Annotated in this window: 33 protein-coding genes; 8 read left to right on the top strand and 25 right to left on the bottom strand. The window is 44.6% G+C overall.

Going from position 1 to position 26,194, the window contains the following annotated elements; translation table 11 throughout:
* On the top strand, positions 1-276 hold the full coding sequence (locus J2Z66_RS33330; RefSeq protein WP_209977096.1) for a MoaD/ThiS family protein: 276 nt from the start codon (positions 1-3) through the stop codon (positions 274-276).
* A gap of 107 nt (positions 277-383) precedes the next feature.
* Here the strand turns inward: J2Z66_RS33330 and J2Z66_RS33325 are convergent, their stop codons facing one another.
* Both J2Z66_RS33325 and J2Z66_RS33320 read right to left on the bottom strand, forming a co-directional pair.
* The gene (locus J2Z66_RS33325) at positions 384-575 is read right to left on the bottom strand and encodes a hypothetical protein (RefSeq protein ID WP_209977095.1); all 192 of its coding nucleotides are present in this window, start codon (positions 573-575) and stop codon (positions 384-386) included.
* Between the two features lie 481 nt (positions 576-1,056).
* Positions 1,057-1,554: a metallophosphoesterase family protein gene (locus J2Z66_RS33320; RefSeq protein ID WP_209977094.1), complete on the bottom strand. Its 498-nt coding sequence runs from the start codon at positions 1,552-1,554 to the stop codon at positions 1,057-1,059.
* Between the two features lie 150 nt (positions 1,555-1,704).
* Here J2Z66_RS33320 and J2Z66_RS33315 point away from each other — a divergent pair, with 150 nt between their 5' ends.
* Complete coding sequence (locus J2Z66_RS33315) at positions 1,705-2,136, top strand: universal stress protein (RefSeq protein ID WP_209977093.1); 432 nt, start codon at positions 1,705-1,707, stop codon at positions 2,134-2,136.
* 144 nt (positions 2,137-2,280) lie between these two features.
* On the opposite strand, the gene J2Z66_RS33310 is transcribed toward J2Z66_RS33315, so the two are convergent.
* On the bottom strand, positions 2,281-2,802 hold the full coding sequence (locus J2Z66_RS33310; RefSeq protein ID WP_209977092.1) for a glutathione peroxidase: 522 nt from the start codon (positions 2,800-2,802) through the stop codon (positions 2,281-2,283).
* A gap of 110 nt (positions 2,803-2,912) precedes the next feature.
* On the opposite strand from J2Z66_RS33310, the gene J2Z66_RS33305 reads away from it, so the two are divergent.
* On the top strand, positions 2,913-5,078 hold the full coding sequence (locus J2Z66_RS33305) for a HelD family protein (RefSeq protein ID WP_209977091.1): 2,166 nt from the start codon (positions 2,913-2,915) through the stop codon (positions 5,076-5,078).
* A 164-nt stretch (positions 5,079-5,242) separates the two neighbouring features.
* Positions 5,243-5,869, top strand: coding sequence for a PAQR family membrane homeostasis protein TrhA (gene trhA / locus J2Z66_RS33300; protein ID WP_209977090.1), 627 nt, complete (start codon positions 5,243-5,245; stop codon positions 5,867-5,869).
* A gap of 66 nt (positions 5,870-5,935) precedes the next feature.
* On the opposite strand, the gene J2Z66_RS33295 is transcribed toward trhA, so the two are convergent.
* From J2Z66_RS33295 to J2Z66_RS33280, 4 genes are all read right to left on the bottom strand, one after another.
* A complete protein-coding gene (locus tag J2Z66_RS33295) occupies positions 5,936-8,368 on the bottom strand; it encodes a heavy metal translocating P-type ATPase (RefSeq protein WP_312894893.1) in 2,433 nt (810 codons plus the stop codon).
* Between the two features lie 72 nt (positions 8,369-8,440).
* Positions 8,441-8,644, bottom strand: a complete 204-nt coding sequence (locus J2Z66_RS33290; protein ID WP_209977089.1) for a copper ion binding protein — start codon at positions 8,642-8,644, stop codon at positions 8,441-8,443.
* 170 nt (positions 8,645-8,814) lie between these two features.
* Positions 8,815-9,180 (bottom strand): metal-sensitive transcriptional regulator, encoded by a 366-nt coding sequence (locus J2Z66_RS33285; RefSeq protein ID WP_209977088.1) that lies wholly within the window; start codon positions 9,178-9,180, stop codon positions 8,815-8,817.
* A 54-nt stretch (positions 9,181-9,234) separates the two neighbouring features.
* Positions 9,235-9,537 (bottom strand): hypothetical protein, encoded by a 303-nt coding sequence (locus tag J2Z66_RS33280; protein WP_209977087.1) that lies wholly within the window; start codon positions 9,535-9,537, stop codon positions 9,235-9,237.
* 139 nt (positions 9,538-9,676) lie between these two features.
* On the opposite strand from J2Z66_RS33280, the gene J2Z66_RS33275 reads away from it, so the two are divergent.
* Entirely contained in the window at positions 9,677-10,840 is a 1,164-nt protein-coding gene (locus tag J2Z66_RS33275; protein ID WP_209977086.1) for a M20 family metallopeptidase, read from the top strand.
* Between the two features lie 39 nt (positions 10,841-10,879).
* Here J2Z66_RS33275 and J2Z66_RS33270 read toward each other — a convergent pair whose 3' ends face one another.
* Together J2Z66_RS33270 and ytxJ are read right to left on the bottom strand one after the other, a co-directional pair.
* Positions 10,880-11,188, bottom strand: coding sequence for a hypothetical protein (locus J2Z66_RS33270; RefSeq protein ID WP_209977085.1), 309 nt, complete (start codon positions 11,186-11,188; stop codon positions 10,880-10,882).
* A gap of 238 nt (positions 11,189-11,426) precedes the next feature.
* The gene (gene ytxJ / locus J2Z66_RS33265; protein WP_209977084.1) at positions 11,427-11,768 is read right to left on the bottom strand and encodes a bacillithiol system redox-active protein YtxJ; all 342 of its coding nucleotides are present in this window, start codon (positions 11,766-11,768) and stop codon (positions 11,427-11,429) included.
* A 110-nt stretch (positions 11,769-11,878) separates the two neighbouring features.
* On the opposite strand from ytxJ, the gene J2Z66_RS33260 reads away from it, so the two are divergent.
* Complete coding sequence (locus J2Z66_RS33260) at positions 11,879-12,748, top strand: metallophosphoesterase (protein WP_209977083.1); 870 nt, start codon at positions 11,879-11,881, stop codon at positions 12,746-12,748.
* Between the two features lie 108 nt (positions 12,749-12,856).
* Here the strand turns inward: J2Z66_RS33260 and J2Z66_RS33255 are convergent, their stop codons facing one another.
* From J2Z66_RS33255 to J2Z66_RS33195, 13 genes are all read right to left on the bottom strand, one after another.
* Positions 12,857-13,789, bottom strand: a complete 933-nt coding sequence (locus J2Z66_RS33255; RefSeq protein ID WP_209977082.1) for an alpha/beta hydrolase — start codon at positions 13,787-13,789, stop codon at positions 12,857-12,859.
* Between the two features lie 278 nt (positions 13,790-14,067).
* Positions 14,068-14,301: a YezD family protein gene (locus J2Z66_RS33250; protein ID WP_209977081.1), complete on the bottom strand. Its 234-nt coding sequence runs from the start codon at positions 14,299-14,301 to the stop codon at positions 14,068-14,070.
* Positions 14,302-14,337: 36 nt separating this feature from the next.
* Positions 14,338-15,165: an alpha/beta hydrolase family protein gene (locus tag J2Z66_RS33245; protein WP_209977080.1), complete on the bottom strand. Its 828-nt coding sequence runs from the start codon at positions 15,163-15,165 to the stop codon at positions 14,338-14,340.
* A gap of 21 nt (positions 15,166-15,186) precedes the next feature.
* Positions 15,187-16,245 (bottom strand): sulfate/molybdate ABC transporter ATP-binding protein, encoded by a 1,059-nt coding sequence (locus J2Z66_RS33240; protein ID WP_209977120.1) that lies wholly within the window; start codon positions 16,243-16,245, stop codon positions 15,187-15,189.
* Between the two features lie 4 nt (positions 16,246-16,249).
* Entirely contained in the window at positions 16,250-17,140 is an 891-nt protein-coding gene (cysW, locus tag J2Z66_RS33235; protein WP_209977079.1) for a sulfate ABC transporter permease subunit CysW, read from the bottom strand.
* Positions 17,141-17,152: 12 nt separating this feature from the next.
* Positions 17,153-17,989, bottom strand: a complete 837-nt coding sequence (gene cysT, locus J2Z66_RS33230; RefSeq protein WP_209977078.1) for a sulfate ABC transporter permease subunit CysT — start codon at positions 17,987-17,989, stop codon at positions 17,153-17,155.
* A gap of 95 nt (positions 17,990-18,084) precedes the next feature.
* A complete protein-coding gene (locus J2Z66_RS33225) occupies positions 18,085-19,113 on the bottom strand; it encodes a sulfate ABC transporter substrate-binding protein (protein WP_209977077.1) in 1,029 nt (342 codons plus the stop codon).
* A 259-nt stretch (positions 19,114-19,372) separates the two neighbouring features.
* On the bottom strand, positions 19,373-19,849 hold the full coding sequence (locus tag J2Z66_RS33220) for an acyl-CoA thioesterase (RefSeq protein WP_209977076.1): 477 nt from the start codon (positions 19,847-19,849) through the stop codon (positions 19,373-19,375).
* 11 nt (positions 19,850-19,860) lie between these two features.
* Positions 19,861-21,048 (bottom strand): formate-dependent phosphoribosylglycinamide formyltransferase, encoded by a 1,188-nt coding sequence (purT, locus tag J2Z66_RS33215; protein WP_209977075.1) that lies wholly within the window; start codon positions 21,046-21,048, stop codon positions 19,861-19,863.
* Positions 21,049-21,638: 590 nt separating this feature from the next.
* Positions 21,639-21,824, bottom strand: coding sequence for a hypothetical protein (locus tag J2Z66_RS33210; RefSeq protein WP_209977074.1), 186 nt, complete (start codon positions 21,822-21,824; stop codon positions 21,639-21,641).
* 170 nt (positions 21,825-21,994) lie between these two features.
* On the bottom strand, positions 21,995-22,468 hold the full coding sequence (locus J2Z66_RS33205; protein WP_209977073.1) for a hypothetical protein: 474 nt from the start codon (positions 22,466-22,468) through the stop codon (positions 21,995-21,997).
* A 97-nt stretch (positions 22,469-22,565) separates the two neighbouring features.
* Positions 22,566-23,204 carry a trimeric intracellular cation channel family protein gene (locus J2Z66_RS33200; protein ID WP_209977072.1) on the bottom strand — a complete coding sequence of 213 codons (639 nt, stop codon included), beginning with the start codon at positions 23,202-23,204 and terminating at the stop codon, positions 22,566-22,568.
* A gap of 8 nt (positions 23,205-23,212) precedes the next feature.
* On the bottom strand, positions 23,213-24,283 hold the full coding sequence (locus tag J2Z66_RS33195; protein ID WP_209977071.1) for a Gfo/Idh/MocA family protein: 1,071 nt from the start codon (positions 24,281-24,283) through the stop codon (positions 23,213-23,215).
* Positions 24,284-24,409: 126 nt separating this feature from the next.
* Between J2Z66_RS33195 and J2Z66_RS33190 the strand changes: the two genes are divergently transcribed.
* Positions 24,410-24,631, top strand: coding sequence for a hypothetical protein (locus tag J2Z66_RS33190; protein WP_209977070.1), 222 nt, complete (start codon positions 24,410-24,412; stop codon positions 24,629-24,631).
* Here J2Z66_RS33190 and kapB read toward each other — a convergent pair.
* From kapB to J2Z66_RS33175, 3 genes are read right to left on the bottom strand one after another with little or no spacing between them, the layout of a single operon-like run.
* A complete protein-coding gene (gene kapB, locus J2Z66_RS33185; RefSeq protein WP_209977069.1) occupies positions 24,628-25,017 on the bottom strand; it encodes a kinase-associated lipoprotein KapB in 390 nt (129 codons plus the stop codon). The genes J2Z66_RS33190 and kapB overlap by 4 nt on opposite strands.
* Positions 25,018-25,039: 22 nt before the next feature.
* Positions 25,040-25,360: a thioredoxin family protein gene (locus tag J2Z66_RS33180; protein WP_209977068.1), complete on the bottom strand. Its 321-nt coding sequence runs from the start codon at positions 25,358-25,360 to the stop codon at positions 25,040-25,042.
* Between the two features lie 14 nt (positions 25,361-25,374).
* Complete coding sequence (locus J2Z66_RS33175) at positions 25,375-25,893, bottom strand: hypothetical protein (protein WP_209977067.1); 519 nt, start codon at positions 25,891-25,893, stop codon at positions 25,375-25,377.
* A gap of 70 nt (positions 25,894-25,963) precedes the next feature.
* Between J2Z66_RS33175 and J2Z66_RS33170 the strand changes: the two genes are divergently transcribed.
* On the top strand, positions 25,964-26,173 hold the full coding sequence (locus J2Z66_RS33170) for a hypothetical protein (protein ID WP_209977066.1): 210 nt from the start codon (positions 25,964-25,966) through the stop codon (positions 26,171-26,173).
* Positions 26,174-26,194 lie beyond the last annotated feature (21 nt).

Here is a 26,194-nt window from a genome sequence, read left to right as displayed (position 1 = left end):
ATGCGTATCAGCGTTAGTATCCCATCTTTACTTCGTGATTGCACCTCAGGAAAAGTAGTCTTTGAGCTTGAAGCTCAAACGCTGCGTGAAGCTGTAGAGCTGTTACCGGTTATGTATCCCTTGCTGCGAGTTCATTTGTATACGGAGTCCGGTCAGCTTCGCCAGCATGTGCTGCTCTTTTACAATGACGACAATTTGGCTTGGCTCGACAATCTCGATCTGCCTCTGCGGGAAGGCGACAGGCTGGTCGTATTTCAAGCAGTATCTGGCGGTTGAGAACAACGTTTTGCGGCGTCCTTTGAGGAGTGTGTTCGAAAATTGGGTGCATTGCGGAGGGAATGGCTGTGGGCTCCAGCCGCTGTTAAAGATTTTAAAGGCGGACGCTACCGCTCTTCCGCCCACAGCCATTCCCTCTCTTTAGCTACATTCGCACGAATCACACGAACACCAAGCTCAAACGGACAGCCAGCAAGGGTTTTTCTTTTGATTAGTGAAGATTTCCCCGCGGACGAGGCGCTGGGAATGAAGAGCGCGCGCTGCTGAGAAGGATCTGCTGCTTTAACGATGTTTTTCATTGTTAAAAGCACCGGGTCCCTTCCACATCCTCACTTTAACGATGAAAAACATCGTTAAAATCCCTTTTAACCCTCCAGTGGGGCCATTTCCCATCATTTAGCGATGAAAAACATCATTAACTTGACGGATTGACTTTGAACACTCACTTTAACGATGAAAAACATCGTTATGTGAAGCACACAGCATACAAAGACCACACGCTCACGCTCAAAAGGACTACCAGGAGAGGTTTCTTCCTGCTTCCCGAGGCAAGGGGATAGTGGCAATAAGAAAATCAGCGCTTTCTTTGTGATTCCCTTTGTGATTCCCTTTCTGATTCCCCTGCAGAATGAACGGTCATACCGAACACACTTCATCACTGTAAAGCACATAAACTGGCTTATCTGCTAAAGAAAAGGTTAACTTCATTAATTAATGGGGTTAACCTTTTCTTATGAGACGACTTGATATAACCAGGACGCCCCGGCTGGGCCGCACTAGTTATGCCTTATTGTCATAGAACACATGCTGTGCATGGATTTGTTCGTTCAGCTCAAGAATACCATATGAAAATCGCGGTTGTTTACGCTTGTCCGTCGGAGATCCCGGGTTGAACATTAAAATGCCGTCTACCAGCTGTACATAAGGGATATGTGAATGTCCAAAAATAACCACATCAGGACGTTCCTCCAGAAAGGAGGCCCTGGCTCTCTCTTCTGTAGTTTGGCGATAGCCGTCTCCGTGAACAATACCGATGCGGTAGCCATCCAAGGTAAGCAGCCTTTTGCGCCCAAAACGCTCGATAATCTCCTGTCCGTCATTATTTCCCGCGACCCCGCTGCAAGGTGCTATCCGCTCAAGCAGATCTATCACACGAGGACTCATCCAATCCCCTGCATGCAAGATCAGATCCACACCCGTTAGTCCTTCTACTAAAGCATCCGGAAGCTTAATCACTTTATCCGTCAAATGAGTATCCGATATTACACCTATTTTCATAGCTGTACCTCCTTCCCATATAAGCATCCCCACTCCTGTGTTTCCTACTATAATAATGGGCGCCCAATTTTCAATTTGTCAGACTATTCAGATATATTTCATGATATAATAAAATTGTAACTAACAAATAATTGCGGAGAGGTGATTATCATGTTATTTTCTAAAATCCTTGTCGCATATGATGGTTCCAATCTTTCGAAGAAAGCACTGTATAAAGCAGTGGCTATTGCTCTGGAAAATCATGAAAACGGATTATCGCCAGATATCATGGTAATCCATGTCAGACATGATCCCACCTATGCTTTTGCTTACCCCTATTATGTAGGAAATGTCGATGAAACAGATGCAATAAAGTCACTTTATGAGGAAGCAAAGCAATCCATTCCGCCAACAATAAATATAAACTATGCTTCTTACAGGGGGCAGCCCGCATCAACTATTTTGAAATACGCTGAAAAAAACAACTGTGATTTAATTGTAATGGGGAGTCGTGGATTAGGCAATATTAGAGAATTTTTCCTGGGTAGCGTTAGTCATCATGTCACACAAAACTCCAAGGTCCCGGTTTTAATTATTAAATGACTTAACTGGCACTGCACTTACCATTGTGCAGTGTTTTCTTTTATTCCACCTTCTGGCATCTATTTGATGATCGTGTTCATAAAAACTGGCTGCCCTAAGTAAAATAACTACTCATGGACAGCCGCTTATTTTCTACTATTGCTATTATTTCAACGCCTGCTCGATATCTGCTAGAAGTCCATCATCTTCTGGAGTTACCTGACTGGAATAACGTCCCAGCAGTTGTCCATCCTTGCCTATTAGGAATTTTTCGAAATTCCACTTCACATCACCCTGCGGCTCTGAATGTTCAGTGAGCCACTGATAAAGTGGATGCTTGTCCTCACCGACAATCTTTACTTTCTCGAATAACGGGAAGGTAACCCCAAAGTTCAAGGAGCAAAACTGCTGAATTTCTTCTATAGATCCAGGTTCTTGTCCTCCAAAATCATTACAAGGAAATCCGAGAACCGTCAGCCCCTTATCTGTATAGGCTTCATAGAGCTCTTGCAGCCCTTTGTACTGTGGAGTAAAACCGCATTTAGAAGCTAAATTGACGATGAGCAGCGCAGAGCCTTTGTAAGCATCCAATGCCTTTGATTCATCCTGAGCTGTTGTCACCTTGATATCATAAATAGAACTCAATTTCCACGCCTCCTTTTTTGGAATACTTCTGTAGTATATCATAATTGGTTTTATTCCCCTATCTCTGCTGACCTGACCTTGCCTGCGTCCTTGCACTATGGTATAGTTGATCTTCCATTTTATGAGAATATCCACTTAGGAGGTAACTGATCTTGGAAGAAAAGACTCAAAGTGCCTATCAAGAAGAGCTGAATAGGCTTGAACAAACGAATAAGGGAATTGACGAGCAGCTCGCGCGTTTGCGTTCAATTCCGGTGTACTTCGGTACGGATGCTAACGAGCAAGTGCTTGAGAGTCAACGCGAGCATATGAGGCGAAATTTGAGCAAGGCTGTCATCGAACCTTATTTTGGGAGACTGGATTTTCAAGAATCTGGCATACAGCAGCCGATACCCCTGTACATCGGGAAAACCGGAGTGCATGAAGAGAATACAGGCGATCTCCTGGTCATTGATTGGCGTGCTCCTGTGGCCAGCCTTTTTTATTCTTTTACAGGTGGACTCTCCGGCGCTTCCTATGATTCACCTGACGGACTTATTGAAGGACTGGTTTATCTCAAGCGCAACCTGGTCATACGGGAAAAGATTTTGCAAAGAGTTGTCGATACGTACGACCGGGAAAATAGCACTTTGGCAGCCCACGATGAATTTCTGCTCTACCGGCTAGGTGAGAACAAAGATAATAAGCTGCGGGATATCGTTTCTACGATTCAAGCGGAGCAAGATCGTATTATTCGCTCAGCGAGAAATACTGCATTAATGATTCAAGGTGTAGCAGGAAGCGGTAAAACAACCGTAGCTCTGCATCGGCTTGCCTTCCTGCTCTATCAGTACCGGGATCAAATTCACGCGGAAAAGATGGTTATTTTAGCACCCAACCGGATGTTTTTGGATTATATCTCAGGTGTTCTGCCAGAACTCGGCGTAGGAAATATTCAGCAAAGCACCTTTACGGACTGGGCTTTGGATTTATTGGAGCAGGATGTGAAGCTCGTTGATGCCAGCAAGTCTTTGACCACCTGGTTCGCAACAGGTCCGAAGCGTCCAGTAATCGACGAATTTACCCCTGGCCGCTACAAAGGGTCTATCGCTTTTATGCAGGATTTGGATGAGTGGCTCGTGCGCTTCGAAGCTTCTTATATCCCCACTTCCGATTTTCAGCCATGGGAAGGCCTTCTGCTGCCCCTACAAACCATTCGAGCTTGGTTTTTTGTAGAAAACAAGCATTATTCTTTAGCTAAACGCCGAGAGCGTGTAGTCGCTAGAATCAAGCGCTGGCTGGAAATGGAGCTGGAGCGAGTTTGGGAAACGAGCCGCAGGAAGGAATTGAAGAAAAGCTCTGCACAGCGTCTTCGAACCTTCTTAAAATCATGGCCTGAGTATACTTCCTTCAGCTTGTATCAAATGCTCTACCAGACAGCTGCCAAGCCTGGAACCTTGTCCTTACAACTGCTTCGTCCAATACCAGAACCCATTGTAGAAGCTACTATTAAGCTGTTTAAGCGGAAAGAAGTTCAACTAGAGGACCTTGCTCCGCTTTTATTCATTCATATCAGGCTTCATGGGATTCGATCCGCTGCAATATTTGACCATGTTGTTATTGACGAAGCACAGGACTTTTCCCCTTTTCAAGTGGCTATTCTGAATCAATACACACGCAACAACTCTTTTACTATACTTGGAGATTTATCGCAAGGTATTCATGCATATCAGGGAATCTGGAGCTGGGATGAGCTTCTCACCCTTTTTCCAGATGAACAAACGGGATATTTCGAGCTTGAACGAAGCTATCGATCCACATTTGAGATTATCCAGTTTGCCAACGGTGTATTATCACGAGGAGTTTCAACTGACCTCCTGGCTGTTCCCGTATTCCGCAGCGGGGATAAAGTCAGAGTCCTTCAAACAACAGAGACAGACAGACTTCCTTTACTGGTGAAGACGTTGAACCGCATTCGTGAAGGTTCTTCCTCGACAATTGCTATTATTGGACGCACCGAAAAGCATGCCGAAGAACTTGACCAGGCTCTCCAGCAAGCCGGCTTTGCTTGCAATCTAATTACGGCTAAGCAAAGGGAATATAAAGGCGGTATTTCCGTTCTGCCCGTATATTTGGCCAAAGGCCTGGAATTTGACGCTGTCATTTTGATGGATGTGGACACAGATCATTATTCAAGGGACATGTTGGATGCCAAGCTGCTGTATGTGGGCTGCACACGCTCTCTCCATGAGCTTTGGCTGATTTACCAAAACGAGCTTTCTCCACTGATCGATACACAAGATCCCGAAATTGTAACTACTCAGTTTCCGCTTTCATAAAGGTAGCTTCAGGCCAAAAAACCCCAAGTGACTTCACCATTGAAGTATACTTTGGGGTTTTTCCCATCTTAGCACTTTCACTCGACCACAATAATGAAGGGAAAATTGCAGATGCAACGTCCTATATACAACACAAAAACTGCGGACAAATGAGGTGGAGCTAGATGAGTTATTCTATTCGTGAGGAAATTGCCAATGCTATCAGTCATGGCATAGGTGTGCTGCTTAGTATTGCAGCTCTTGTATTGTTGATTATTCAGGCGGCACATTATGGAGATTCTTGGCATATTGTAAGCTTTAGCATCTACGGCGTATCTCTCATCGTCCTTTACACCTGCTCAACTTTACTGCATAGTATTCAACAACGCAAAGCGAAGGATATTTTTGAAATTCTCGATCACGCTGCGATTTACCTGTTAATAGCTGGATCGTACACACCTTTTCTGCTTGTGACCCTGCGCGGCACTCTCGGCTGGTCTATGTTCGGAATCGTATGGGGGCTTGCAATCCTAGGAATTATTCTCAAAATATTTTATGTGAAAAGATTCATACTGGCTTCTACGCTATGTTATATCCTGATGGGCTGGTTAATTGTTTTTGCCATCAAACCGCTCTATGAGAATATACCTTTTCCAGGCATCGTTTGGCTGGTCACCGGTGGTCTGCTGTATACATTCGGTAGTATCTTCTATGTTTGGAGGCGCGTGCCCTACCATCATGCCATTTGGCATATTTTTGTTTTAGCCGGAAGCTTCTGCCACTTTATTTGCGTAATTCTCTATGTGATCTAAAAGCATGATGCTGCCACTACGCGGCAGCAGAGAGCTTCTCATCATCAGTGAAGCTCTCTGTCCTTTTTATAATTTCATTCGCTGTAAACGAAGTGCGTTCAGGACAACTGAAACGGAGCTTAATGCCATTGCTGCTCCAGCTACCCATGGTGCCAGTAAGCCCAAAGCCGCTATTGGAATGCCGAGCGTATTATAACCGAGAGCCCAGAAGAGGTTCTGGCGAATATTACTCATCGTTTTGCGGCTCATATAAATCGCATCCGGGATGCTGTTCAGATCGCCGCGCATCAGTGTTACATCTGCTGCCTCCATCGCCACATCGGTACCCGTACCGATTGCCATTCCGATATCAGCCATGGCTAATGCTGGCGCATCGTTGATCCCGTCACCCACCATTGCTACTTTCTTGCCCTGATTTTGCAGCTTCTTAACTTCCTCTGCCTTGCCTTCAGGAAGTACCTCTGCTCTTACCTGCTCAATCCCGACTTGCTTGGCTATCGCCTGAGCTGTACGTTCATTATCCCCGGTAATCATAATGACCTGAATACCCATTTGCTTAAGCCTTGCGATCGCTTCTTTGGAAGTTTCCTTGATCGTATCAGCTACTGCTATCAATCCGGCATATTGCCGATCCACCGCGATCAACATCGCTGTTTTTCCTTCTGACTCAAGCTTGGACATGGTGTCATAAGCATGCTCTGCCGAAACCTCATAACGGCCCATCAGCTTCCGGGTTCCAGCAAGAATTTCTTTACCTTCAATAATCGCGCGGATTCCAAATCCGGGTATCGCTTCAAACTCATCCGTCTGCGGAAGCTTGATTCCTTTTGCCACAATGCCGGACACAATCGCTTCTGCCAGAGGATGCTCTGAATTTTTTTCCGCGGCTCCGATCCATTGCAGGAATAAAGCTTCGTCCAGGGAATCGACGATAATATCGGTCAGCTCCGGCTTTCCTTTTGTTACAGTACCCGTTTTATCCAGAATAATTGTATCGATTTTGTGTGTGGATTCCAGATGCTCTCCGCCCTTGAACAATACACCCAGCTCCGCGGCGCGTCCTGAGCCAGCCATAATCGAGGTTGGGGTGGCAAGCCCCAGCGCACATGGACAAGCTATAACAAGTATGGCTATGGCTATTTCCAGCGCATGGGCGAAATCGCCAGGAGTGATCCATAAATACCATATAACAAAGCCCAAGACAGCAATACCAACAACAATAGGTACAAAAATACCTGAAATCACATCCGCCACCCGTTGAATAGGTGCTTTTGATCCCTGAGCTTCTTCCACAATTTTAATAATTTGCGCAAGTGCTGTTTCTCTGCCAACCTTAGTCGCCTTCACCATCAGCCGGCCGTTCTTATTCAAAGTTGCTCCGCTAACCTGATCTCCTGCCTTCTTCTCTACGGGAATGCTTTCACCTGTCAGCATCGATTCATCCACAACGGAGCTGCCTTCGATCACTTCTCCATCGACAGGAATCTTTTCCCCTGGCTTCACAAGCACCACGTCACCTGTCTGTACTTCTTCAGTAGGGATTGTTAGCTCCTGTCCGTCCCGGATTACGAGCGCTGTTTTGGCCTGCAGGCCCATCAATGTTTTGATAGCTTCAGACGTCCGCCCTTTGGCTAAAGACTCGAATAGCTTGCCAAGGATAACAAGTGTAATTAGAACCGCACTCGTTTCATAATACATTTCCGGACCGTGATGAGCTTCAGCTGCTCCAGCGGCCCAATCAAGCGTTAAATATAAGCTGTAAAAGTAAGCTGCTGAAGTGCCCAGCGATATTAATACGTCCATATTGGCGCTTTTATTGCGAAGTGCCTTGTAAGCACCCACATAAAATTGCCTGCCGATATAAAACTGCACGGGGGTAGCCAGCGCCAATTGAAACCATGGATTCATGAACAGTTCCGGCATCCAGATCCAGGACAAGAATGAAAAGTGACTGACCATCGACCACAGTAAAGGAAAAGATAATATGATGGAAAGCAATAGCTTCTGCTTTTGCTTCGAGATTGCTTGTTTGCGATGCTCCGCCGGGTCGCTTTGCTCTTCCTTCAGAACCGCCTTATAGCCCAGCTTTTCCACTCTTTGCTGAATGTCAATTACCGATATAACAGCTGGATTGTAAGCTACTCGGGCAGATTCCATTGCATAATTAACAGTAGCGGTTGTTACCCCGGGTAATTTGTTCAATGATTTCTCAATTTTTGCCGCACATGCTGCACAATACATACCGATAAGCTGTAGATCGACCTGTTCTTTAACCGTTCCATACCCAAGCTTCTGAATGCTTTGTTCCATTTTCACAACATTTGTAACTAAGGGATCAAAGGTGACCGTTGCCTTTTCCATGGCGAAGTTCACATTTGCTTCCTTGATCCCGTCAAGTTTATTTAAACCTTTTTCAATCCGATTCGCGCACGCTGCACACGTCATGCCTGTTATTTGCAGAGAAGTGTGCTCTGCTGGTTTACTGTTTGCTTCTGCCACGCACGGTCACCTCAGTTCTTATAGCTATTGATTTGACTCAATTGATTTGACTCTTCCATTTTTCAAGCTTTATTACTTCACAACCTCATAGCCTTGCTCTTCAATTGCTTCCTTAATAGTGTCCAGCTCTAACTTGGCTTCCTCATATTGAATGGCAACCGTCTTGCTTGATAAATCGACTTTTCCAACTGCGCCTAATGCTTTCAAGGCACTTTCAACAGAATTGACACAGTGATTGCAGGACATGCCTTCAACTTGCAAAGTTACATTTTTCATAGTTTATTTCTCCTTTTATAAAATGGTTTGTGAATCTGTTTTTAGTATACCCCCCTATAGTATATTTAGTCAAGCGAAATTCCAACTTTTCTTGCAATTCGTATTGCAACCAAGGGTTCCGCAGAACCCCCACGATGGTTATTTGCTATTTTTTTATCTAGATTTTTCATTTATTTCATTAACTTGTGAATCGTTGTAAGCAGCTCATCTATAACTTCACTATCACCATCTTGAATACGTTCAATGACACAGCTCTTCATATGATTCTCCAGAAGCAGCTTTCCTACCCCGTTTAGCGCTGATTGGATAGAGGAAATCTGGTTTAGCACATCATCGCAATAAGTATCCTTTTCAATAAGTCCCTTGACACCCCGTATTTGCCCCTCAATCCGATTTAAACGGCTAATCAAATTCGACTTAATTTTATCTGAATGGTGACTTTTTCTTTCATCCGAAGCACCACAGGACTCATGTGTTGAAGGCTCATTCGTTATATTTTCCAAAGTACTCACCCCTTTATTCTTGTATACTTCCATTTAACCATAGCCCCCTACCCTATGTAAAGGAACTGCAGCAGCATCTTTGTTTTTTCATCTTTTATTAATAAGGAGACCGACTATCTGATCTTGAATAAAACGCTCCACTTTTTCTTTCTCCGTGTACGTGAATTGAAACTCACTATCGCAGCCTTCATCATGCAGCACCGTTTGAACGATATTGCCATCTTGGCTGCATATTACCAGTACACTTGGCGACAATAAGCCTTCAGGTAGCTTCTCATCTGCTGCGAGCTGCAGCGATAAAAAAACATCCACCCACTGCCCTCTATGTTCAATTTCTGTACAATGAAGAATAAACTTATGCTCGATCGGGTCCGCGCCATATTTCATCATTGCTGGCTCACCTCCATGCTTCTTTTTAATAATATGTATGAAAATATTGTAACGCATCTGTCAGCAAAGTGGTAGTTAAACGCTGTATATACTATGATATAACTAATAACAAGAAGTTGAACATAAGGAGATCTCAGCTATGGAGCAAACCATCCGGGAAACCATTGATTTACATGCAGCACAATTTAAAGAAATATCCGCTTTTATTGGCGCCAATCCGGAGCTTGGACATCAGGAATTTATGGCATCCTCCCGGCTGATTGAAGTTTTGGAAGAGCATGGCTTTATGGTGGAAAAGGCAGTGCTCGATATTCCCACATCATTTCTGGCGACTTACGATACGGGTAAACCAGGACCTATTGTGGCTTTTCTGGCAGAGTATGATGCACTCCCAGACCTTGGGCATGCATGTGGGCATCACCTGATCTGCATGATGAGTATCGGTGCAGCTATCGGTCTGAAATCCGTTATAGATGAACTCGGAGGTACGATCCGCGTATACGGCACACCAGCCGAAGAAACCAAAGGGGCAAAGGTTCCTATGTCTGCAGCGGGCTTATTCGATGATGTCGATTTCGCGCTGATGGCTCATCCTTATTATGCCTATGAACATTCCGGAGAATCCCTTGCAATGGACGCCATTCAGTTCAAATATTTCGGCAAAGCAGCGCATGCTGCTGCTAATCCTTACGAGGGAATAAATGCCCTAGACGCTGTTCTGCAATTGTTTAATTCGATTAACGCTATGCGTCAGCAGCTTTCAAGCGATGCCAGAATACATGGGATTATTAGCGATGGAGGGAAAGCTCCTAACATTATTCCTGACTATGCAGCTGCCAAGTTCTATGTCCGCTCTGCTTCCCGTACTTACACTGATGAGCTTGTCAGGAAAGTTCTCCGCTGCGCTGAAGGCGCCGCGCTGCAAACCGGCTGTTCCCTGCAAACCTCCAATTATGAGTATTCATATGATGAGCTAAGGACTAATGCTGCTTTGTCGCGTATATTTACTGATAATTTAGCTGCTCTAGGAATTAATAAGGATGATATTGAAACTGGTAAAGACCATGGTTCTTTGGATTTAGGGAATGTCTCGACTCATTGCCCAACAATTCACCCCTTTGTAAAGGTTGTGGATCAAAGGTTTTCGCTGCATACCAAAGAGTTCAGAGATCTAGCTATGCTGGATAGTGCACTGGATGCAATGGTTTTTACAGCCAAAGCACTTGCACTGACCGCATATACGGTTATAGCAAATCCTGAGTTACTTCTTGAAATTAAAAACGAGTTTAAGAACAACAGTTAGGTGAGAAAAACGTCTTGCTGCGTCCTTTGATGAGCGTGTTCATGGCGTTGGTGCATGACGGAGGGAATGGCTGTGGGCTCCAGCCGCTGTTAAAGATTTGTTCCCTTGAATGGTATACATGAGGAGGTAGGAACAAATCTTTAAAGGCGGACGCTTCCGCTCTTCCGCCCACAGCCATTCCCTCTCTTTAGCTACGATCGCACGAACACCAAGCTCAAACGGACTACCAGCAAGGTTTTTTCTCTGGATGGAACGAGATTTCCCCGCGGGCCAAGCCGCTGCGACTGAAGTTCGACCCCGCCAGCGGGCACAACCAAGGGGTTCTGCTGCTTTAACGATGTTTTTCATCGTTAAAAAGCACCAGTCGCCTCCACAACTATACTTTAACAATGAAAAACATCGTTAAAATCCCTTTTTACCACTCAGTGTCGCCATCCGTCCTCTTTTAACGATGAAAATCATCATTAACGTGACTGGTTGACTTGGAGAACTTATTTTAACGATCAAAAACATCGTTAAGTGAAGCACACGCTCAAGGCCCCAGAGAATATCCCCGGGGCCTTGGCATTAAAGAAGTTCCATCATCTCAATCCAGCACCGCGGCGATATGCTTTGCCGTTACTGACCAATGTGAGGTATTCCAGACGGACTCTTTGTTCTTGAAATAAAGAATTTGCGGAGAAGCGTGCTTGATTCCCAAATCTTCAGCGATTTGATTGGATACCGGTCTGGTTTCAATGACCTTCACCATGTAATAATCCACACCCTCATTTGGCGTTGCCGCCAAATATTCATCGAACTCTTCAAGAGCGCTCGCACTGACCGGGCATGTCGTGCTATGCTTTAATACAACAGCTGGTTTAGCTGTGGATTCATTGTATATTTGCTGCCATTCTTCTAAGGACGTTAGTTCCTTCCATTTTGCCATGTCTACAACTCCCTTTCTGAACAGATAAACATTATTATAAGTCTAGCAGAGTCAGGTTGCAAATAAATTGGAGCTTAAATAAGAAAAACGAACAGAAGGTGCCCATTTTAATGAAACAAAAAAATCTTACGACGAGACGATCTTTTCTTCAAAAAAGCATATATGCCGCGGCAGGACTTCTTATCGCAGGAGGACTTACTGGAGGCTACTCGACTTTAATAGAACCTAGATGGTATGAGACTACATACACACGCCTTGTTTTTGATCGTTTGCCCGCAGCTTTCCGTGGTGTCCGTATCGTTCATTTCAGCGATGTTCATCTTGGATATCACTTCGATAACTCTAATTTACGCACACTCATTGATAGAATTATGAAAGAGAAGCCTGACCTTATTTGCTTTACTGGCGATTTATTCGATCAGGAGGTAGGCGAGAATCCTTCGAAGGTCAGTGAGCTGCTTGCACAATTGAAAGCACCTCTTGGCAAATGGGCATGTTTAGGCAATCATGATTATTATAGCGGATATCAAGAAACGATCTCTGTCTTGCAGGCCGGTGGCTTCACTACACTACTGAATGAGCATCAGTATATCAGCAAAGGCGATCAGGCCATACAAATAGTTGGCGTCGATGATATGTCTGTCGGCAGGCCGGATATCAAACGAGCGATGAAGGATACCGATCCTGACGCATTTTCCTTATTACTCTCTCATTCATCCAATTATGCCGATGCCGCTGCTCCCTATTCTTTAGATCTGCAATTATCAGGCCACAGTCATGGTGGACAAATCCGCTTGCCGCTGATAGGAGCTTTAGTGCTTCCCCCTCATGGCAACAAATATGCGATGGGTCATTATCAAGCAGATAATTCCAAGCTGCAAATTTATACGACCCGGGGCATTGGCACCACAATCTTTCCTCTGCGCTTTCTCTGCCGGCCGGAAATTACCGTGCTAACACTGAACAGCAGCCTTTCATGAAGCTTTCTATTAGTGTTTGCGGAAGAGCTTGCGGACTCCCCTATTCATACACCCGTATGATGGAGGATCCTCCGCCCTACCCGATTATTGACAAGACAATAGACTAGACTATAAACGGACAATGCTTCCAAGCCATTCTATAATATCTTCCGTAACCTCATCACGATTCAGCTCATTCAACATTTCATGCCGGCCGCCAGAATATAACTTACTACTTACATGCTGTAGTCCTAGCTGGGTATAAATCGCTAGCAGCTTTCTAATCCCTTTCCCCCTACCACCAACTGGATCTTCATCGCCAGAGAACACATAAACAGGGAGCTCTTTAGGAATAAGCTTCATATTTTCAGGAAGATGAATTTCAAGGAGTCCTTTAAAGAAATCACGAAAGAAGCTGGATGTAAAAACAACCCCGCAGAATGGGTCCTGCATGTAAGCATCTACCTCGGAGGTATCTCTGCTGAGCCAGTCAAATGCACTGCGGTTTGGTCGGAAATTTTGATTATAAGCACCAAACGAAAGACGGTCCAACAGCTTGCTGCGATGCTGCTCACCTCTAAGTCTCGCTTCCAGCTTAGCTATCCAAACAGCAGCAGTAAGTGTAGAAGCTTGGGGACCATTAGAACCAGACAGTATGATTCCATTGACCTTGTCCGGGAAGCGGTACATATATTGCTGAGTCAAAAATGAACCCATGCTGTGCCCAAACAGGATTACCGGAACCTCTTTATGAAAGGAGTGAATCCGATCAGTGAGTTTGGCCATCTCTTCTGTCATAAGGTTAAAACCATCGGGCCCCAGAATACCAACCTTCTCAGGCGTCCCTGCTGTCTTCCCATGCCCTCTATGATCATTGGCATACACAGCATAGCCTGCTTCGGTCAGTCTCCTGGCCAGCCTCTCATAACGTGCTGCTGTTTCTGCCATCCCATGCGCAATCTGCACAACGGCCTTGACACCGCCTTCAACCTCCGGCAGCCAAACATAGACGAATATTTCGGTGCCGTCGTCAACTTTCAAAGTAAAGTGTTTGGTTTTCATTCGCGCCTCCTTTGCCTTAATTGTATAACGTTCAGCACCAACAGACAATGAGGGTTTGGTTCCTGAATGGAGGGATCGTGATGCCAATGAAAATCTGGATTTTCTCCACCCTTTACCTCTGTTAAACTGCACCACATCAATGAGCCTACTCACTCCTGGTTTCCACCAAAAAGCTTATGCTCTCCAGTAAGTTCAAGAAAAAAAACCGTTTCCCCAAACCGCAAATTCAGCATGGAAAAACAGTTTTTAACTTTTTGGCCTCTAACTCAAAATTACGTCTATCCTTGATTTTTTTTGGGCAAAGTCAGTAAAGCATTTGGATCATGCTTTGGTGTTTTTTGCGCTGCTTTAACCGGCTGTGCCGTGCTGTCAAACCTTTTTCTTTCCGTACGGTCGATTTGGGCTATTTTCCCATCATGGACGACGATTTGTACGGTCCCATATTCCAGCCCGTTTAAAATGTATTTAATTCGTTCCACCCACACATCATCAAGCTCTAGCGGCTTAGCCATTGTCATCCCTCCATATGATCCTGTTTTAACTTACATTTATATGGTCCAGTCATTCCAGTCTTTTTTGCGTTTATGGATAAACGATAACCATTCGTGTGTTTTAGTAAATAGCTCCTCTTGTGTTGATTGAGAAGAAAAGGTATGATCCGCCTTAAATATAAGCTCCAGGTCACATTGTCCCTCTTGGCGCAGCCAAAACAACTTCTGATACAAGGGTGCATAGTCGACGGGAACGATCTCATCCGCTGTTCCGTGTGCAATGAATACATCGCCTTTAAATTTGCGGAGCTGTTCATAAGGCTGATTCAAAGACATAGATTCGAAGAAGCGGGTAGTAAGTGAGTAGCCAAAGTGGTCGATTGCTCCACCAGGCTCAAGCTTCTCATATTCGCTTTTTCCCACTATTCTTACGATATCATTATGCGGATAGGCTACCGCAGACCATAGAACAAGTGTCTTTACACGATGGTCCTTCGCAGCAGTCAGGAGGGCCGTTGCGCCTCCCAGGCTGTGCCCCAGCAATATCACCCTACTCAGGTCTACACAGTCCATACTTAATGCATAATCGATAACCCTTCTGGTCTGTTCGATCATAATATCTATTCCGCCAGCACCATAATCCCCCGTGCTCTCGCCGCAGCCGCCATAATCGAATCTAAGGACCAGGAAGCCCTGAGCGCTGAATTCCCTGGCGGCTTTGACAAACAGGCGATCTACTCCAACTCTGGAGCCGATAAAGCCATGACAGATGAGAATTAGCGGCCAGCGCTCACATCCAGGAGCACCCGCTTTATTGTTAGTAGGATAGTGGAGGGTTGCCGCCAATTCAGCTTCCTCGCTTGGAATCGTGATGTGATGCTCCATAGGACAGTCTTCCTTTCTTAATTAAATATGCACAGGCAAGGGATCATATTTGAGTTTATTCTCCAATATTAGCGCATTCTCCCCATTATATTCATAAATTCGATGAATCAATATACATACACGGTCTCCCGGCTTGAGCGTCTCTTGTTCCAAGGAGCGGTATCCGAATAATTTGTAAGGTCCCACCTGAACTTCAATTTGCCAGTTGGTTCCCCTGAAGAAGACGTTGCGAACCGTGCCCTCTTCAGCAGCAGAACGATAAGAAATTTCTTTCTCAAGCCCAATATCGATAAACTCTGGACGAATAATAGCCTTGGCATTCTGCAAGCCGTCGGTAAAGCCCTTTAAGCCTTTGATATCGTCAAGACGGTTGGATTCACCAATAAATCCTGCAACAAAAGGGGTTTCCGGGTTTTTATAAATATTAAACGGGGAGCCTTTCTGCTCCAAGCGTCCTTGATTGATGATCATAATTTCATCGGCTACTTCTACGGCTTCCTCCTGATCGTGGGTAACAAAGATCGTCGTAATACCAACGCGATTAATCATCTCCCGAAGCCAGCTGCGCAATTCCTTGCGAACCTTGGCATCGATAGCGGCAAACGGCTCATCGAGCAGCAGCAGCTGGGGCTCTGGTGCCAAAGCTCTGGCGAAAGCAACACGCTGGCGTTGTCCTCCTGACAATTGATTGGGAAGGCGGTTGTCCAGCCCTTTCAAGCCTGTCAGCTCCAACAGCTCCGATACACGGTTTTTAATTTCCTGCTTGCTCTTTTTTTTCACTTTAAGACCGAAAGCAATATTCTCATATACGGTCATATGCCTAAAAAGTGCATAATTCTGAAATACAAAGCCGATATGCCGATCTTGAGGTGTTAGGTCGTTTACTTTTTTTCCATGAAAAAATATATCTCCGGAATCCGGCTGTTCCAATCCCGCCAACATGCGCAAAATGGTTGTTTTACCTCCGCCGCTCGGTCCAAGAAACCCAATCAGTTTTCCCTTCTCGATCTCAAAGCTAACATCCTTCGCCGCTTCAAATGAGCCAAAGCTTTTTCTTAATTTTTCTACTGAAATATGCATATTCTTATTCCCCGCTTTCGACTTGAGCTGGATTTCCATGCTGTTTAAACTTCCATTCGACAAGTGTTTTGACAATCAATGTCACCACGGCAAGTAGAACCAGTAAGGAAGCAACCGCAAACGCCGCTGAAAATTGATATTCGTTATACAAGATCTGGATATGCAGCGGAATGGTATTCGTAGATCCACGAATATGTCCGGATACGACGGATACAGCACCGAACTCCCCCATCGCTCGCGCATTACAGAGAATAACACCATAGAGCAAGCCCCATTTAATGTTAGGCAGGGTTACCTTCCAAAATATACGCCAACCCCTGGCACCTAAAGTCGCCGCGGCTTCTTCTTCTTGTGTACCCTGAGCCTGCATGAGAGGAATGAGCTCTCTGGCTACAAAGGGGAATGTAACAAATATCGTTGCCAGTACAATGCCAGGCAGAGAAAAAATAATTTTTATGCCATTCTCTTGCAGCCAAGGGAACCAGCCCTGAGCGCCAAACAAGAGCACGAACACCAATCCGGCAATTACAGGAGAAATCGCAAAAGGCAGATCCACCAGTGTAATTAGAAAATTTTTGCCGCGAAACTTGAATTTTGTAATGGCCCAAGCAGCTGTAAGACCAAAAATTACATTGAGCGGAACGGCAATAGCAGCAGTTTTGAGAGTCAGCCATATTGCCGAAACGGCATCTGGTTCTCTCAAGGAAGCCAAATAAAGCTCTGCTCCTTTACGGAACGCTTCAACAAATACAAGAATTATAGGTAATATAAGAATAAGTGTCATAAATAATACAGCAGCAGTGATTAACACCCATTTCACCGCTTTTGGTTCCGAAATATGCTGAGGTCTTTCAGTTGTCTTTGCGCCAAACTTAGTCGATACATAACCAGCCATTTATATTCCCCCCTACTCTGCTTGCAGACGGCGGTTCATCCGCCATTGCAGATAATTGGTAAGCAGAAGCAAAACAAAGGATATAACGAGCATAATTACAGCGATCGCTGTGGCGCCAGCGTAATCGAATTGTTCCAGTTTAGTCATAATCAAGAGCGGAGCAATTTCTGTCTTCATAGGCATATTTCCGGATATAAAAACAACGGATCCATATTCACCAACAGCCCTGGCAAATGCCAGCGTAGCACCGGTTATTAATGCTGGCAGCACTTCAGGAAAAATAATTTTTATGAATGTTTTGAAACGGTGTGCTCCAAGACTTACGGCAGCTTCTTCATATTCTTTGTCCAGTTCCTCGAGAACAGGTTGAATGGTCCTCACTACAAAAGGGATTCCGATAAAAGTCAGCGCGATAACAATGCCTAGCGGCGAGTAAGCTGCTTTGATGCCCCATGAAGTCAATATTTTTCCCATCCAGCCATTTTCCGAATAAAGTGTCGTTAGAGCAATACCTGCTACAGCCGTAGGTAATGCAAATGGCATATCCACTAAGGCGTCCAGAATTTTTTTACCTGGGAACCTGTACCGCACCAACACCCAAGCAACAATAAAACCAAATACTGCATTGACAAGTGCAGCCATGAAGGAAGCACCAAAGCTTAATTTCAAGGATGCTACAACACGTTCGTCTGTTGCAATTTCCCAAAACTGAGCCCATGTCAAATCGAGTGTCTTGGCAAATAAGGCGATAATCGGAATCAACACCAGGATACTCAGATATAAGAGCGTAAAGCCAAGCGAGATCCCGAAGCCGGGTAGTATGCTGCGCTCTTTCCAAACTTTTGCCATAGGGACACGACTCCTTGATTTATAAAGTTGTTGCACCAAAGATGCCGGACTTTTGACGCCTCAGCATCTTTGCTACGAGATGAACCACTTGCTTATTATTTGGATGGCTTGTAGATTTGATCAAAAATGCCTTTATCCGCAAAATGAGTTTCCTGTGTTTTTTTCCAACCGCCAAAGGCAGGATCATCGATCGTAAACAATTCAATTTTTTGGAATCTATCTTTAAATTTCTCCGCTACTGACTCCAGACGCGGCCGGTAGAAGTTTTCTGCTGCAATGGTCTGACCTTCTTCAGAGTAGAGATATTCAAGATACGCTTCAGCTATTTTTCTTGTGCCTTTCTTATCCACTATTTTATCAACTACAGCAACAGGAGGCTCTGCAAGGACACTTATGGAAGGAGATACGATCTCGTATTTGTCTTCACCAAATTCCTTAATTGACAGGTAAGCTTCATTCTCCCAAGCCAATAGCACATCACCAATGCCGCGCTGTACAAAAGTATTAGTTGCATCACGAGCACCAGAATCTAGAACAGGTACGTTCTTGAAAAGCTTTTCTACAAATTCCTGAGCTTTGGCCTCATCGTTATTGTTTTTCTTAAGTGCATATCCCCAAGCTGCAACATAGTTCCAACGTGCTCCTCCTGAGGTTTTAGGATTAGGGGTAATTACTTGCACGCCTGGTTTAACCAAGTCATCCCAATCCTTGATGCCCTTTTCATTACCTTTGCGAACCAGAAAGACGATTGTAGACGTATAAGGCGTGCTGTTATCTTTAAATTGTTTCTGCCAATCAGCACCTAAGAACCCTTTCTCCGAAATGGAGTCGATATCATAAGCCAGCGCCAAGGTTACAACGTCTGCTTCTATTCCGTCAATAACGGATCTTGCTTGTTTGCCTGAACCCCCGTGGGATTGCTTGAAAGTCACATTTTCTTTGGTTTTGTCTAGCCAATATTTAGCGAATGCTTTATTATAATTATCATAAAGTTCGCGAGTTGGATCATAGGATACGTTTAGAAATTCGATGTTTTGTGCTGCTTCCTTTTTCGATCCGCAGGCTGTTAAAATAGTTAATGAAGTAATGACGATCAATACTAATAGACTAGTTCTTTTCAACATAAAAATAACCCCTCTCATCTTTTACGCATACAGTATATTAATGGATTCTTTATTCATCGCCGGTGGTCCGGTGGAGAATGTATAAATAATTCCGATAAGATTACTAAGAATTATTTATAAACATTATATTAGCACCGCTCTTACTTAGTGTCAATGAGAATTTCAAAATTTTGTTAAACATCATTTTCACAAAGAAAAACCGCTGATTCCTTAAAGGAAAAGCGGCTTTCTTTCTTTTATGAGCAGAATACTCGGACCGCTAAAGCTTGCGATCCGCCTTCCGCTGTTTTCTGGCTTCGTACCTTGCCTCAGCCGTTTCAAATAATCTCCGTTCCTCTTCCGTCTCCGGAATAACCAGCGGTACTGGCGACGGCTGCCCGTGCTCATCAAGAGCAACGAAGGTTAAATAGGATGTAGCTGTCATTTTCTTTTCACCCGTAAATAAATTTTCTGATTCTACTTTGACGAATACCTCCATGGAGCTTCGATGCGTCCACGTGACAAAGGCCTCAAGCTGAATCGCCTCGCCGAGCTTCACCGGTGCCAGGAAATCCAAGCTATCGCTAGAAGCCGTTACTACGGCTTTACGGGAATGACGCATACTGGCAATAGTCGCAACCTTATCAATGAATTGCATCACTCTGCCGCCGAACAAAGTACCGTGATAATTAGTATCCGATGGAAATATAATTTCCGTTAAAATGGTTCTGGAAAGTCGTGCTGGTTTGGCGTCCAATGTTTCTTCCCTCACTGTTCGTTGTCATAACTTAATGTTAATGCCTCTGCCGCTTGTTTAGCCCGCTGTCTGGCTTCTTCAACCGTATCTGCGCTGCTGAGGGCTACGGCCATTCTGCGGCCTTTCTTCGTTACAGGTTTACCGAAAACACGTACTTGAGTAAATGGCACAGCCAAGGCTTCTTCAAGTCCCCCAATTGTATAATTGTCCCGGTCTTCCGTCGCTTTTAACGTATAGCTTGCACCAGGAGTCAGCAAACGTATCGCAGGAATTGGCAATCCTAGTATAGCCCTTGCATGCAGGGCAAATTCAGATAAATCCTGGGTAACCATCGTTACCATTCCCGTATCATGAGGGCGTGGTGAAACTTCACTGAAATATACGCCTTCCTGCGTAAGAAACAGCTCGACACCATAAATGCCATAGCCACCTAACGCCTCTGTAATCGTCCTTGCAATATGCTGTGCTTCTTCTATTTGTCCTTCGCTCATTCCATGCGGCTGCCAGGACTCTATGTAATCGCCATCCTTTTGAATATGCCCTATCGGTTCACAATAGCTCGTGCCGGATACGGAACGAATAGTAAGTAGCGTAATCTCTGATTCAAAGCGGATAAACTCTTCTACGATCACACGTGCACGTTTGGCGCGGCCACCTTCCATAGCGGTGGTCCAGCATTGCTCGACATCATCCGGAGTTCGGCAAACGCTCTGTCCCTTACCAGAGGAGCTCATAATTGGTTTGATTACACAAGGAGTGCCAATGCCCGCCACAGCTTGCTTCAACTCTTCCAAGCTATCCGCAAAAGCGTAGGCAGCTGTTCTTAGCTTTAATGTCTCCGAAGCCAGCCGCCTTATCCCTTCTCTATCCATAGTCAGCCTGGAAGCCCTGGCAGTAGGAATGACCCTGAACCCTTCTTCTTCCAGCTCGACTAAAGCCTGCGTGGCAATCGCTTCGATTTCCGGAACAATCAGATCCGGTTTCACCTGCAAAATCAAGCTTTTCAGCTGCTCCGCATCAAGCATATCGATAAAATAGGAATGATGGGCGACCTGCATCGCTGGCGCATTATCATAGCGATCAACTGCAATCGTTTCGATTCCCAGTCTCTGAGCCTCCAGTATAACCTCTTTGCCTAATTCACCAGAACCAAGCAGCATTATTTTTTTTGCATTTGGTGAGAGGGGTGGTCCGTACATGTTTAAAGTTCCTCCTTAAAAGTCGAACATCAAAGTAAAGCTAAGATAAGCAATATTTTACTTGTACTATTTTAAATGATTTCCCGTTTAAAAGATAGATTACAACTGATCATACGAAAAACGCCTTGCGGCGTCCATTGATTTTTGCGTGTTCGGGACTTGGGTGCGTTGCGGAGGTAATGGCTGTGGGCTCCAGCCGCTGTTAAAGATTTGTTCCCTTGAATGGTATCGATGAAGAGGTAGGAACAAATCTTTAAAGGCGGACGCTTCCGCTCTTCCTCCCACAGCCATTCCCTTTAGCTTCAATCGCACGAATACGAACAACAGGCTCAAACGGACTGCCCGCAAGGGTTTTTCTCTTGGTTAGAGGAGATTTCCTAGCGGGCGCAGCGCTAGGAATGAAGAGCACGCAGCTGAGAAGGACCTGCTACTTTAACGATGTTTTTCATCGTTAAAAGCACCGGGTCCTCCCCACCTCCTTACTTTAACGATGAAAATCATCGTTAAGAGAACCAGCTGTCACGCTCAAAAGGACTGACCGATACTATACGATCAGCCTTACGGATATCGAATTTTTCCTACTTTCTTTACTATTCCCCGGAAAAGTCTAAATTTAATATAACAGTGTATAAATCAGCGCTTCGCTGGATCACTTGGGAAACCTCGACAAAAGGTGTGCTGTATTGATTTTCTGCTTCATCTACCAGATCTTCAAGTACTTCACTCAAAGAATCATTTTCTTGAAGCTTTACCTCAGCAAAATATTGTTTAATCATTTCTTAGTAACTCCTCCTGAAAATTGATTAATTACCGCAACTTAGTATGCCTTGTATATTGACTTTTAAACCATATAGCTGAACTCTGAAATCGTGATCCATGCATTACAGGGGTATGCAAAAAACAACCTGCAGCCGAATCAAGATTCTATTCGAACGCAGGTTGTTTTTTAGTTATCGTTATGATCAAGTTCCTCTAACAGCTTTCTGACTGCGGCTTCATCCAGAGAACCTGCCGCCTTGAATTTCAACAATTTTTCAGTGAGACTAGCTCCAAACGCTTCGTTCTGCAGTCTCTCCTCATCATTATCAGGATCGAACCATATGAAAAAGCCCTCAGGACCATCGCGAAGAAAAGGTTCGTTCCAGCTTTCTGGATACAGATAAGCTTGTTCTCCGAAAATAAGGCCTAGCACATCATCGCTTTTCAAAGGCAAAAGCTGATGATACACTTCAGGCTCCAATGTACCCGCCACATTACGATGCAAATATGAATAATGAAGGTAATGCTCCCCAGTTACGTTATCTTTTGCAACCTCATACATTTCCAGTTCATTTTGCCGCAGCTCCTTAACCGAACTAATTCGTTCCTGAAGCCACTCTATGGGCACTTTTTTCATGAGGTGAAACGATGCCTCATGCATAAATGATTCCTCCTATGAGTTTTGCATTAGCAAAACTTACTTAGCAAGCATACGCTGATTAAAGTAATTAGACAGTAATTAGGTAATAAGTCTATAATTAGACTTGATTATTAAAGCCGCTTGTTGAGCTGTTTAACGAACGTTTGGGCAGCTTCCATTTATAAAAAACAGAGAGCATTCTTAGACCTACAATAATGATGAATAAAAGACTTAAGGGCAGCATCTCCTGAGACCACCCCAAGCCGATGCAAGCCCCGGCCAGGATGCCCCAAACAGCGTAGATTTCATCCTTAAGAACGAGCGGCTTTCTGCCTGCCAGCACATCTCGAATCATGCCTCCCCCAATTCCTGTCAGGACAGCTGCAACAATGATTGCGCTTAGAGGATGACCCATGTTCGTTGCGTATAATGCGCCCTGTATTGAGAACGAAGCTAGCCCGATTGCATCAAAAAAAGCATACCAGTTTTTCCAAACACGAATCCAACCAACAGGCATCAAAAACACAATGGTCATAGCAAACAAGGCAACTTGAAATAAGAGACCTTGCTCCCAGATTAAAGTAACCGGCTTGCCAATCAAAATATTTCGCACAACACCACCGCCAAAAGCAGTGATCAATCCAAGAACATAAACGCCAAGAATATCATACTCTTCTTCCATGGCCACAATAGCTCCACTTACAGCAAATGCAATCGTGCCAATGATGCTTAATAACTCCCAATTCACTTCCCGCATCTCCCCATTTAAATGTTCCAGTCAATAATAACTTCATGTCCGCTTTGGGAAGATCTATAAATAGCATCCAATATCAAGTTGTTCGTATAGCCACTCATCACTGAGGTAATCGGTTCTTTGCCATCGCGGACACACGCTATAAAATGTTGGTTCATTCTTAACCTGGAAGCTTCCGGTTCATCTAAATCATTTAGGGGAATATCCACTTCGGAGTCAAACAGCTCAGCCAATAGCTTGCCTTCTTGTCCGCGCAGCGATGCCCCTCCCTGTGAGCCCAAAAGCTGGATGCTAGGCCGATTATCTGTATCCGTCAATGCTGCCCAGCTTACGTCCAAGGATAATGTTGCGCCATTCTCAAGCTTGATAAGCGCCGTTGCCAAATCCTCTACATCGTAATGACCGTTCCAATCCGGCTTGCCCCAAGTGCCAATCCCCCGTTTATGCGGGCCAAACTCGGCATACGTCGCACCGAAAACAGAAACCGGCCGCGAATTTCCCATTAAATACAAAGTAAGGTCCAGCATATGAACACCGATGTCAATCAGTGGGCCTCCTCCAGACCTCTCCATCTGGGTAAACCAGGTCCCCCAGCCTGGAATGCCTTTACGTCTCATCCATGCAGCCTTAGCGTGATAAATGTGGCCCAAGGCGCCTTTATCTATCTGATCCTTCACCTGCAAAGCGACCGATTCCCAGCGCCGCTGATGGGCAATCATCACAACTTTCCCTGACTTGCGTTCTGCCTCAACAATTTGCTTAGCAGATTGTACGTTTAAAGCCATAGGTTTCTCTAATAAAACATGTTTACCGGCTTCAAGCGCTTGTACCGCAATAGGTGCATGCCATTCATTAGAGACGGCAATCACTACAGCATCAATCTCGTCGTCTTCGAGAAGCTTCTGTGCATCAGGGTATACTTTCTCTATCTGGTACTGGGCAGCCCGTTCTGCCGCTATAGGTAAATATACATCAGTAATGGCAGCAATATGCACATCCGGCACCTGCTTAAAAGCAGAAAGGTGCACATTTCCAATATTTCCGGCTCCAATGACGCCAAGGTTGATTGGTTTAATTAACATAAATGAATAACCTCCAGTCGAACTGTGATACTAAGAATGAATAACTTATACTTTCCTAATATTTGACCCATAATAATCTAACATTTCAGTTGTATGATATAAGAGTAAGAAGAAGGAGGGACTTATATGCAAGCTATATCAATCCGTTATAAAAATAAAGTCATCCCGGTACTCAACTACACACATAAAGTTTCCCATATGGAATTCCTGTCTAACAAGCTTAAAGAAAATGAAATGAATTTTGAATTTCGCAAAAAACTGAAAATGATTTCCATCATTGAGATCATAGGCGATGTTGCCATTTTCAAGTACCATGACGGCACAAAATTGTACCTGGAAGTCTCCTAATTTGGAAAATACTCCAGCTGCAGCTGCTCCAATTCCTGTAGAGAGCGTTTAGCCCAAGCTTCCAAATCCGACATCTTGAGCATTTCTGACTTGAGCGCTCTCTTCAAGGATTCTTGATAATCCGGTACGTTTCCTCCATAAGGTTCAATGGTAGACAGCGGCATTAAAGCAATTTCTTGAAATGCAAGCGCTCTACGCTGGTGAAAGAAGGATACATTAGGGTCCATAGGCTGATGTAAATTCCCTTGGGTAGGGTGCTCTATAACCGCAAGAATACGCACGGCTGCTTTAGCCACACCTGATACATCTACAACCTCTCCAATATAGCTCCCAGTCTTATAAACGGCAGTAACTTTATCTCCGATAGCCAATTTTCCAGCTGTCACTAGTTCGTCCTCCTTATTCTACTTAACAAGATAAAAGCCTAGTTCTCAATAATTTATATAAATCGTCAACCGCTTTCATTCTGTAAACAAACTCCATGTTCTGATTCTCTCCTACGATAACTATACATGGAACGCTTGTGATTTGCCAATCACGGCTTATTTGTGGAAGAAAATTGATATTACTCTTATATATAGGCAGCTGCGGCTCCATTGTTGTAATAATTGTGAGCATGCGTTCTGTCAGCTTGCATGTACCGCAGAAAGGTGTATAGAGAAATACGGCAAAAGGGGAAGCGGCTGCTTCTGCCTGCAAAAGCAGCTCGGCTTGTGACCATTCCTGCATAAGCTCCCCTCCTTTCAACGTTTTCGTTGATTCAGCCAAATTAAGCTTTTCATCGCATAGCGGATTAGTTCGGGAAAGTCGTCGATTTGCCCCTCATCAACCTTGCGTCCAAAATGAAGCTTGATCTGGTTGAAATAACGTACGGGCTGTTCGTTAAAATCAAAGGATAAGGTTTGTGTAATGATCGGCCGCTTCTGCCAAATAACCTCAATTTCCTTTTCGATCAGAGCGCATTCCAGGATAGGATCGTCGACTACCGTGGACAAAATCACTTCCATCGTGCAGCCTGGCTTCTCGTTCGCGTTCTCCAAAATTTCCGCAGCTAAATCCCGCAAATGAACCTCCAGACTGATTTGTGCTTTATTCGCAGCACAAGAGGGCTGGGTGAACTCGATCGCATAATAACGTGACATCGAGGACAGCTCAATACGATCTGTACGTTTAGTTACGAGAATTGCTCCCTCGAGGTCCATATCGTAAACTGCACCTTCAAGCACTACCTTTAAGTTCTCATAGATAGTAGGATCAAACAATAGACGTCCCTTCTTTCATGCTGATAAATGTGGTACACTACAAGTATATCAAGTAAAGAAGGTGTTTCCTATGCCAGATCAGCACGAAGATCAAGCTGCAAGCGAAGGCCCGAAGAAAATTAGTCTCGCTGAAGCAATGAAACAAAAGCTGGCTCAGAAAAAAGCGGATCAAGCCGCACAAAAAGCCAATCCACAGCACGCAAGCGGCAGCGGCCAAACCGTTAAAAGCCAAATGACGAAGAAAGTAAATAATCAACGCCGCCGCACAGGCGGAAGCTAGCTAAATCACAACCAACAAAAG

The sequence above is a fragment of the Paenibacillus eucommiae genome (assembly GCF_017874215.1).
Taxonomy (GTDB): Bacteria; Bacillota; Bacilli; order Paenibacillales; family NBRC-103111; genus Paenibacillus_AI; species Paenibacillus_AI eucommiae.
Note: the sequence above shows the minus strand (reverse complement) of the source record. Positions and strands in the feature narration are given on the sequence as shown.

Excerpts from the sequence above, each read along its gene's own strand:
- J2Z66_RS33240 (WP_209977120.1), bottom strand. The coding sequence starts at position 16,245 with ATGCATATTTCAGTAGAAAAATTAAGAAAAAGCTTTGGCTCATTTGAA.
- J2Z66_RS33205 (WP_209977073.1), bottom strand. The coding sequence starts at position 22,468 with ATGCATGAGGCATCGTTTCACCTCATGAAAAAAGTGCCCATAGAGTGG.
- J2Z66_RS33275 (WP_209977086.1), top strand. The coding sequence starts at position 9,677 with ATGGAGCAAACCATCCGGGAAACCATTGATTTACATGCAGCACAATTT.
- J2Z66_RS33260 (WP_209977083.1), top strand. The coding sequence starts at position 11,879 with ATGAAACAAAAAAATCTTACGACGAGACGATCTTTTCTTCAAAAAAGC.
- J2Z66_RS33325 (WP_209977095.1), bottom strand. The coding sequence starts at position 575 with ATGAAAAACATCGTTAAAGCAGCAGATCCTTCTCAGCAGCGCGCGCTC.
- J2Z66_RS33170 (WP_209977066.1), top strand. The coding sequence starts at position 25,964 with ATGCCAGATCAGCACGAAGATCAAGCTGCAAGCGAAGGCCCGAAGAAA.
- J2Z66_RS33180 (WP_209977068.1), bottom strand. The coding sequence starts at position 25,360 with ATGCAGGAATGGTCACAAGCCGAGCTGCTTTTGCAGGCAGAAGCAGCC.
- J2Z66_RS33330 (WP_209977096.1), top strand. The coding sequence starts at position 1 with ATGCGTATCAGCGTTAGTATCCCATCTTTACTTCGTGATTGCACCTCA.
- J2Z66_RS33290 (WP_209977089.1), bottom strand. The coding sequence starts at position 8,644 with ATGAAAAATGTAACTTTGCAAGTTGAAGGCATGTCCTGCAATCACTGT.
- J2Z66_RS33225 (WP_209977077.1), bottom strand. The coding sequence starts at position 19,113 with ATGTTGAAAAGAACTAGTCTATTAGTATTGATCGTCATTACTTCATTA.
- J2Z66_RS33320 (WP_209977094.1), bottom strand. The coding sequence starts at position 1,554 with ATGAAAATAGGTGTAATATCGGATACTCATTTGACGGATAAAGTGATT.
- J2Z66_RS33250 (WP_209977081.1), bottom strand. The coding sequence starts at position 14,301 with ATGGCTAAGCCGCTAGAGCTTGATGATGTGTGGGTGGAACGAATTAAA.
- J2Z66_RS33270 (WP_209977085.1), bottom strand. The coding sequence starts at position 11,188 with ATGAAAAACATCGTTAAAGCAGCAGAACCCCTTGGTTGTGCCCGCTGG.
- cysW (WP_209977079.1), bottom strand. The coding sequence starts at position 17,140 with ATGGCTGGTTATGTATCGACTAAGTTTGGCGCAAAGACAACTGAAAGA.
- J2Z66_RS33255 (WP_209977082.1), bottom strand. The coding sequence starts at position 13,789 with ATGAAAACCAAACACTTTACTTTGAAAGTTGACGACGGCACCGAAATA.
- J2Z66_RS33285 (WP_209977088.1), bottom strand. The coding sequence starts at position 9,180 with ATGGAAGTATACAAGAATAAAGGGGTGAGTACTTTGGAAAATATAACG.
- J2Z66_RS33245 (WP_209977080.1), bottom strand. The coding sequence starts at position 15,165 with ATGGAGCATCACATCACGATTCCAAGCGAGGAAGCTGAATTGGCGGCA.
- J2Z66_RS33280 (WP_209977087.1), bottom strand. The coding sequence starts at position 9,537 with ATGATGAAATATGGCGCGGACCCGATCGAGCATAAGTTTATTCTTCAT.
- cysT (WP_209977078.1), bottom strand. The coding sequence starts at position 17,989 with ATGGCAAAAGTTTGGAAAGAGCGCAGCATACTACCCGGCTTCGGGATC.
- J2Z66_RS33190 (WP_209977070.1), top strand. The coding sequence starts at position 24,410 with ATGCAAGCTATATCAATCCGTTATAAAAATAAAGTCATCCCGGTACTC.
- J2Z66_RS33310 (WP_209977092.1), bottom strand. The coding sequence starts at position 2,802 with ATGATATACTACAGAAGTATTCCAAAAAAGGAGGCGTGGAAATTGAGT.
- J2Z66_RS33315 (WP_209977093.1), top strand. The coding sequence starts at position 1,705 with ATGTTATTTTCTAAAATCCTTGTCGCATATGATGGTTCCAATCTTTCG.
- purT (WP_209977075.1), bottom strand. The coding sequence starts at position 21,048 with ATGTACGGACCACCCCTCTCACCAAATGCAAAAAAAATAATGCTGCTT.
- J2Z66_RS33210 (WP_209977074.1), bottom strand. The coding sequence starts at position 21,824 with ATGATTAAACAATATTTTGCTGAGGTAAAGCTTCAAGAAAATGATTCT.
- J2Z66_RS33200 (WP_209977072.1), bottom strand. The coding sequence starts at position 23,204 with ATGCGGGAAGTGAATTGGGAGTTATTAAGCATCATTGGCACGATTGCA.
- ytxJ (WP_209977084.1), bottom strand. The coding sequence starts at position 11,768 with ATGGCAAAATGGAAGGAACTAACGTCCTTAGAAGAATGGCAGCAAATA.
- trhA (WP_209977090.1), top strand. The coding sequence starts at position 5,243 with ATGAGTTATTCTATTCGTGAGGAAATTGCCAATGCTATCAGTCATGGC.
- J2Z66_RS33195 (WP_209977071.1), bottom strand. The coding sequence starts at position 24,283 with ATGTTAATTAAACCAATCAACCTTGGCGTCATTGGAGCCGGAAATATT.